General features: G+C 64.9%; 7 protein-coding genes. All 7 read left to right on the plus strand.

The genetic code is table 11. The annotated features are described in order from the left end of the window. Positions 1 to 41 precede the first annotated feature (41 nt). Complete coding sequence (locus Q1J79_RS16530; protein WP_300302528.1) at positions 42 to 872, plus strand: SDR family NAD(P)-dependent oxidoreductase; 831 nt, start codon at positions 42 to 44, stop codon at positions 870 to 872. A gap of 22 nt (positions 873 to 894) precedes the next feature. Then, positions 895 to 1,422, plus strand: a complete 528-nt coding sequence (locus tag Q1J79_RS16535; RefSeq protein WP_300302530.1) for a MarR family winged helix-turn-helix transcriptional regulator — start codon at positions 895 to 897, stop codon at positions 1,420 to 1,422. Continuing rightward, a complete protein-coding gene (locus tag Q1J79_RS16540) occupies positions 1,419 to 2,246 on the plus strand; it encodes an enoyl-CoA hydratase family protein (RefSeq protein ID WP_300302531.1) in 828 nt (275 codons plus the stop codon). The genes Q1J79_RS16535 and Q1J79_RS16540 overlap by 4 nt, the downstream gene beginning before the upstream one ends. A gap of 1 nt (position 2,247) precedes the next feature. Further along, complete coding sequence (locus tag Q1J79_RS16545) at positions 2,248 to 3,429, plus strand: acyl-CoA dehydrogenase family protein (protein ID WP_300302532.1); 1,182 nt, start codon at positions 2,248 to 2,250, stop codon at positions 3,427 to 3,429. Beyond that, positions 3,426 to 4,898, plus strand: coding sequence for an NADH:flavin oxidoreductase (locus Q1J79_RS16550; protein WP_300302533.1), 1,473 nt, complete (start codon positions 3,426 to 3,428; stop codon positions 4,896 to 4,898). Before Q1J79_RS16545 ends, Q1J79_RS16550 begins: the two co-directional genes overlap by 4 nt. Beyond that, a complete protein-coding gene (locus Q1J79_RS16555) occupies positions 4,891 to 6,519 on the plus strand; it encodes an AMP-binding protein (RefSeq protein WP_300302534.1) in 1,629 nt (542 codons plus the stop codon). Before Q1J79_RS16550 ends, Q1J79_RS16555 begins: the two co-directional genes overlap by 8 nt. A 360-nt stretch (positions 6,520 to 6,879) precedes the next feature. Next, positions 6,880 to 7,883 (plus strand): ABC transporter substrate-binding protein (locus Q1J79_RS16560; protein ID WP_300302536.1); only part of this gene is annotated, 1,004 nt, incomplete at its 3' end.

Raw genomic sequence — 7,883 nt, forward strand, 5'->3', positions numbered from 1 at the left:
AAATTTATTTTAGACTTAAAACAATATTCGGGAGGGCTGGCGTGACGGCACAACCGCGGGACAGGACACAGACGGCGCAACAGGCCGCGCAATCCGGCACGGGCGCGGCTTTTGCCGGCCGGCATGTGCTGGTCACCGGCGCCAGCCGCGGCATCGGCTGGGCCATCGCCCGTGCCTTCGCCGCGCAGGGCGCGATCCTGACGCTGTCCGGCCGCGATACCGCCCTGCTGGAACAGCGCCGCGACACCCTGGGCGATCGCCATGCCGCCCTCACCGCCGACCTGACCGATCCCGCCGCCGCCGCCGCCATGGTGCAGCAGGCCGTGGCCACCCATGGTCCGCTCGACATCCTCATCAACAATGCCGGCTACGGCGCCAGCCAGCCCTTCGCGAAGATGACGGCCGAGCATTGGGACCGGATGCTGGGCGTGAACCTCTCCAGCGTGTTCCATGTCACCCGCGCCGCCATCGGCGGCATGCTTGAGCGCAAACAGGGCCGCATCGTCAACGTCGCCTCCACGGCCGGGCTGACCGGCTATGCCTATGTCGCCGCCTATGTGGCGGCCAAGCATGGCGTGGTCGGCCTGACGCGCGCGCTGGCGCGCGAATATGCCAGCCAGGGCATCACGGTGAACGCGGTCTGCCCGGGTTACGTCGATACCGAGATGACCGCCCAGACCATCGACACCATCGTGCAGAAAACCGGACGCAGCGCCGAAGCGGCCCGCGCCGAACTGGCCAAAGGCAATCCGCAGGGCCGCCTGATTGCACCGGAAGAAGTGGCCGACGCCGTGTTGTGGCTGGCCGGCGATGCGGCCGGCTCGGTGACCGGCCAGTGCATCGCGATCGCCGGGGGAGAAGTAATGTCATGAGCGGATGCGGAGAACCCAAACAATGAGCGAACTGCGCCAGCCGGCGCCCGCGCCGGCCAATGACCGCGAAACGGCGGCCACCCGCGACGACAAGCTGGAGCTGCGGCTCTGGCTGCGGCTGCTCACCTGCTCCAGCCTGATCGAGCAGAATGTGCGCACCGCCCTGCGCGAGCGCTTTGATACCACCCTGCCCCGCTTCGACCTGCTGGCCCAGCTCGACCGCGCGCCCGACGGCCTCACCATGAGCGAATTGTCGGCCCGCATGATGGTATCCAACGGCAATATCACGGGCCTGACCGACCGTCTGGTCGAGGAAGGCCTGGTCAAGCGCACGCCCTCGGCGCGCGACCGCCGCTCCAGCCATGTCAGCCTGACGCCCGCCGGCAAGAAGGCCTTCGATGCCATGACGCCGGAACACGAGGGCTGGATCGACGCCATGATGGCGGGCCTCAGCCGCCAGGACATGCAGCAGCTGTTCCTACTGCTCGGCAAGCTGAAACAGTCGGTGCACCAGAACGCCGTCGAACCGAATAAGGGAGAGAAGGTGTGAGCAAGCTGGCGAAGGATTTCAAACCGCAGCATTTCGGCTGGTCGGTCGATGGCAAGGTCGCTACCGTCACGCTGAACCGGCCCGAGCGCAAGAATCCGCTGACCTTCGCCTCCTACGCCGAGCTGCGCGACACCTTCCGCGCCCTGAACTATGTGGATGACGTGAAGACGGTGGTGATCACCGGCGAAGGCGGCAATTTCTGCTCCGGCGGCGACGTGCACGAGATCATCGGCCCGCTGGTCAGGATGAAAGACGCCGGCGACATGGCCGGACTTCTGGCTTTCACCCGCATGACCGGCGACCTGGTCAAGGCCATGCGCCATTGCCCGCAGCCGGTGATCGCCGCCATCGATGGCATCTGCGCCGGCGCCGGCGCGATCCTCGCCATGGCCTCCGACCTGCGACTGGCGACGCCGCGCACCAAGACCGCCTTCCTGTTCACCCGCGTCGGCCTGGCCGGCGCCGATATGGGCGCCTGCAACATCCTGCCGCGCATCATCGGTTCGGGCCGCGCCGCGGAACTGCTCTATACCGGCCGCAGCATGTCCGCCGAGGAAGGCGAGCGCTGGGGCTTCTATAACCGCCTTGTTGCGCCCGAGCAGGTGCTGGATGCAGCGAAGGCCCTGGCGAAAGAGCTGAGCGACGGGCCCACCTTTGCCCATGGCATCACCAAGACCTGCCTGCACCAGGAATGGTCGATGGACCTGGATGCCGCCATCGAGGCCGAGGCGCAGGCGCAGGCGATCTGCATGCAGACGCAGGATTTCGCCCGCGCCTATCACGCCTTCGTGGCGAAGCAGAAACCCGTTTTCGAGGGCAACTGAGATGGCCGACACCAGCTACCTCGCCTGGCCGTTCTTCGAGGAGCGCCACCGCCTGCTGGCCAGGACCCTGCAGGCCTGGGCGAAGCAGCATGCGTCGCATCACGACGAGGACGGAGACATCGACGCGGTCTGCCGCGCCTTCGTTTCGCAACTCGGGCGCGACGGCTTCCTCGGCCTCACCGTGCCGAAAGACGGCGGCGGGACTTACGACAAGCTCGAAGTGCGTTCGCTGGCGCTGGCACGCGAGATCCTCGCCTATCATCACGGCCTGGCCGATTTCGCCTTTGTCATGCAGGGGCTGGGCTCGGGCCCGATCAGCCTGTTCGGCACGCCCGAGCAGAAACAGCGCTGGCTGCCCGGCGTGGCGCGCGGCGACAGGATCGCGGCCTTGGCCATGTCGGAGCCCGATGCCGGCTCGGATGTCGCCAATGTCAGCACTGTCGCGGTTCCTGATGGACAGGGCTACCGCCTCAACGGCGTGAAGACCTGGATTTCCAATGGCGGCATCGCCGACCAATACACCGTGGTGGCCCGCCTTGGCGATGCACCCGGCGCCAAGGGCCTCGCCGTCTTCGTCGTCGAAGCCGGCACGCCGGGCTTCAGCGTGCCCGAGCGCATCGACGTGATCGCGCCGCATCCGCTTGGCCGCCTGGAATTCAGGGACTGCGTCATCCCGGCCGGCAACCTGATCGGCAAGCCCGGCGAAGGCTTCAAGATCGCCATGAGCAATCTCGATGTCTTCCGCTCCACCGTGGGCGCCGCTGCGCTCGGGTTTGCAAGGCGTGCTTTGGACGAGGCGCTGGCCCGCGTGCAGGTACGCAAGGTGTTTGACCAGAAGCTGGCCGATTACCAGCTCACCCAGGCCAGGATCGCCGACATGGCCACCGAGATCGACGCCTCGGCTTTGCTGATCTACCGCGCCGCCTGGACCAAGGATATGGGCGCCGCCCGCGTCACCCGCGAAGCCTCGATGGCCAAGATGTATGCCACCGAGGCCGCCCAGCGCGTGATCGACTCGGCCGTGCAGCTCTGGGGCGGCTTGGGCGTCACCCGCGGCAACATGGTGGAGAGCCTGTATCGCGAGGTGCGGGCGTTGCGGATCTATGAAGGCACCACCGAGATCAACAAGCTGGTGATCGCCGGCCAGACCTATGCGGCTTATGCCGCCGAGAGTCAGCCATGAAGATCCTCGAACCGCTCACGCTGAACGGCGTCACCCTGCCGAACCGCATCGCGGTGCCGGCGATGGTGACGCGCCTCTCCGGCGAGGACGGTTTCGTCAACCAGCCGATCATCGACCGTTACGTGCGCTACGCCCAGGGCAATGTCGGCCTGATCGTGGTGGAGGCCACGGCGGTGCACGGCAACAAGTCCGGCCCGCTGCTGCGCCTGTCGGACGACGACTTCATCCCCGGCCACCGCGAGCTGGTGAACCAGGTGCATGCCACCTCGGATTCCAAGGTGGTGCCGCAGATCATCCATTTCCTGAAAGTGGCCCGCTCGGGCTGGCGCCAGACCATCGACAGCCTGAGCCCCGAAGACATCGAACGTATCATCGACCAGTTCGGCCAGGCCGCCGCCCGCGCGCGCCAGGCCGGCTATGATGGCGTCGAGCTGCATTCCGCTCATGCCTATACGCTCTCCTCCTTCCTCTCGCGCCGCAATCCACGCCGCGACGACTATGACGGCCGCACGCTGGAAGGCCGATTGGCCATGTTCGGCCGCGTGATGGCCAGCGTGCGCAAATACGCCGGCAAGGACTGGACCGTGGGCGTGCGCTTCCTGGCCGAGGAAGCGATCAAGGAAGGCTACACGGTGGAGGATGCCAAGCTGATCGCGCTGCGCATGGCGCAGCTCGGCGTGGATTACATCTCGCTGTCGGTCGGCGGCAAGTTCGAGGATGCGGTGCATCGCGAGGGCCAGCCGCTCTATCCTTATACCGGCTATTCCGGCGACCGCTGCATGCCGGGCGACTGGTATCCACCCCTGCCGCATGCCCATCTGGCGGCCGCCGTGAAGCAGTATGTCAACGCCAAGGGCTATACCGTGCCGGTGATCTCGGCCGGCAAGATCAGCGACCCCAATGATGCCGAGCGCCTGCTGCAGACCGGCCAGGCCGACATGATCGGCATGGCGCGCCAGCTGCTGGCCGATCCCGACTGGCCAAAGAAGGTGGCCCAGGGCCGCGCCGACCAGATCGTGCGCTGCATCTACTGCAACGTCTGCAAGCAGCTCGACGAGAATTTCAAGGAAGTCACCTGCTTCCTCTGGCCCAAGGGCGTGAACCAGGCGCCGCCGGACGCCACCGACGGCCTCGGGCCCCGCTGGCCCGAGGGCGGCGCGGGACTGACCGCCAGCGTCGAGAAAGGCCAGGTGAAGCTGAGTTGGAAAAAGGCCGAGGCCGGCGCGTCGCCGATCGCCGGCTACAATGTCTACCGCGCCGAGGACGAGAGCGCCGCCCGCGTCACCGAGGCCGTGAAGTCGACCAAGCACACCGACAAGATGGTGCTGGGTGGCCTGCGCTACACCTATTACGTCCGCGCCCATGATACGGCCGGACGGGCGACACCGCCGTCAGATGCGGTGCGTATCGACCTCCCCGTCCCGATCGCCGAACCCGCCTCCCATCCTTCCGAGGTGCATCATGCATAGGTTCGAGCCCTCCGCTCACATTGATACATTCGCCCGCGATCATCTGCCGCCGCAGGACCAGTGGCCGGTAATGCGCTGGGACACCCTGCCGGAACTGCAGGCCTACCCGAAACGGATGAACTGCGCCCGCGAGTTGCTGGACAAGCAGGCGGCGATCCACGGCAACCGGCCGGTGATCTACTACAACGACGAGGTCTGGACCTATTCCCGCCTGCTGGAGACGGCCAACCGCATCGCCCATGTGCTGGTCGAGGATTTAGGGATCAAGCCCGGCAACCGCGTGCTGCTGCGCTCGCCCAACAACCCGATGTATGTCGCCTGCTGGTTCGCGGTGATGAAGGTGGGCGCCATCGCGGTGGCCACCATGCCGCTGTATCGCTGGCGCGAACTGACCTTCATGACCGAGAAGGCCGAGATCGAGGTTGCGATCTGCGACTGGCGCCTGCGCGACGAGATGGAAACCACGCTGAAGGAGTCGAAGAATCTCAAGCGCGCCGTCTATTTCTACAAGGACGGCGTGGACTCGCTTGAAGCCCTGATGGCCAGCAAGCCGGCCGAGTTCGAGACGCTGGACACCGCCTGGGACGATGTCTGTCTGATCGCCTTCACCTCGGGCACCACCGGTCCGGCCAAGGGCTGCATGCATTTCCATCGCGACGTGATGGCGATCTGCGACACCTTCAACCGCTATGTGCTGCGGCCCACCAAGGACGACATCTTCACCGGTTCGCCGCCGCTGGCCTTCACCTTCGGGCTCGGCGCGCTGGTCACCTTCCCCATGCATGTCGGTGCCTCGACCGTGCTGGTCGAGCAATACAATCCGCAGAAGATGCTGGAGACGATCCAGGAGAAGAAAGTCACCATCCTGTTCACCGCGCCGACCGCTTATCGCGCGATGACCGACATGGCGAAGGATTACGACATCTCCTCGCTGAAAAAAGGCGTCTCGGCCGGCGAGACCCTGCCGCTGCCGGTCTGGCAGGGCTGGTATGATGCCACCGGCGTGAAACTGATCGACGGCCTGGGCGGCACCGAGATCCTGCACATTTTCATCACCTCGGAAGGCGACGGCATCCGCCCCGGCGCCACCGGCAAGCCGATCCCCGGCTATGAAGCCGCGATCTTCGACAGGGACGGCAACCCGGTGCCGCCCGGCATTGTGGGACGGCTGGCGATCCGCGGCCCGGTCGGCTGCCGCTATCTCGACAACCCCGAACGCCAGAAGGCCTATGTGCAGAATGGCTGGAACTTCACCGGCGATGCCTATCTGTGCGACGAGGATGGTTACTACTGGTATCAGGCGCGCGCCGACGACATGATCATCTCGGCCGGCTACAACATCTCCGGCCCCGAGGTGGAAGCCGTGCTGATGCTGCATCCGCTGGTGCAGGAATGCGCGGTGATCGGCGCGCCCGATCCCGAACGCGGCCAGATCGTGAAGGCCTATGTGGCGCTGCGCGACAAGACGAAGGCCGGACCGGAGACCGCCAGGGCCCTGCAGGATTTTGTGAAGGCCGAGATCGCGCCCTACAAATACCCGCGCGCCGTCGACTTCATCGACGCCCTGCCGCGCACCGAAACCGGCAAGGTGCAGCGCTTCGTGCTGCGGCAGCGGAACTGACTGCGCCACGCCTTCCCATATGCAGAATAATGCTTGCGAGGGGATAAACCGGCACTATAGTACCTGTCAGAAAATTAAGAAGAGGGAGCTTTGTGGGGGAAATTTCGTGCGATATACGCACCATTCCGGTGATCCGTAACATCGTCGCAAATTTCTGCTGCATCGCAGTAAGCTTTTGACGACGTTCATAATGGTCTGACTTGATGTTCGGCCGCTTTGGACGCCAAACAAAAGCATGGAGTAGAGTGCGTAACGGGGCATGCGCGCCAACCCGGCGGGCAGACCGGCAGGAACACCAAAACCAAACGGTCGTCCGGCGAGGTCGTCGGGCTGGCCGGAAAGGCTAGAGGGAGGCCGACTATGAAATTTTCCACGCTGCTTAGCATGACCACGGCGCTGGCATTTGCCGCCATGCCGTTGATGGCCCAGCCCGCCGCGGCGCAGGCCAAGAAGATCAAGATCGGCTTCGTTACCACCCTGTCGGGCCCGAACGCGGCCTATGGCCAGGACATGAAGAACAGCGTCGAGCTGGCGCTGGAGCATATGGGCCGCAAGATGGGCGGTATCCCGGTCGAGGTCGTCTATGAAGACGACGAGCAGAAGCCGGAAGTCGGCAAGCAGAAGACCGAGAAACTGCTGCAGCGCGACAAGGTCGATTTCGTCGCCGGCTATATCTGGTCGAACGTGCTGCTGGCCTCCTACAAGCCGGTGGTCGACAGCAAGACCTTCCTGATCAGCGCCAATGCCGGCCCCTCGCCGCTGGCCGGTGAGCAGTGCAATCCGTATTTCTTCGCCGCCTCCTGGGCCAACGAGCAGAACCCGATGGGCGTCGGCGAGCTGCTGAACCAGAAGGGCGTGAAGAAGCTTTACATCGTGGCGCCGAACTATGCCGCCGGCCAGGACATGGCCAATGGCGTGAAGGCCACGTTCAAGGGCCAGGTGGTCGGCCAGGACATGACCAAGTGGCCCGACCAGCTCGACTTCTCGGCCGAGATTTCCAAGATCCGCGCCGCCAAGCCCGACGCGGTCTACGTCTTCTATCCCAGCCGCTGGGGCGTGCAGTTCTACACCCAGTACAGCCAGTCGGGCCTGAAGAAGGAGATTCCGCTCTATTCCGTGTTCACCATCGACGCGGTGACGCTGAAGCTGCAGAAGGATGTCGCGCTCGACACCTATTTCGGCCTGTTCTGGGCGCCCGACCTGCCCTATGCCACCAACACCAAGTTCGTCGGCGACTACAAGAAGAAGCACAAGGACACGCCGACCTTCTACGGCGCGCAATCCTATGACGCCATGAACCTGATCGCCTCGGCGGTGGCCTCGACCAAGGGCAACCTCAAGGACAAGGATGCCGTGCGCAAGGC

Source organism: Ferrovibrio sp., assembly GCF_029255545.1.
Lineage (GTDB): Bacteria > Pseudomonadota > Alphaproteobacteria > Ferrovibrionales > Ferrovibrionaceae > Ferrovibrio.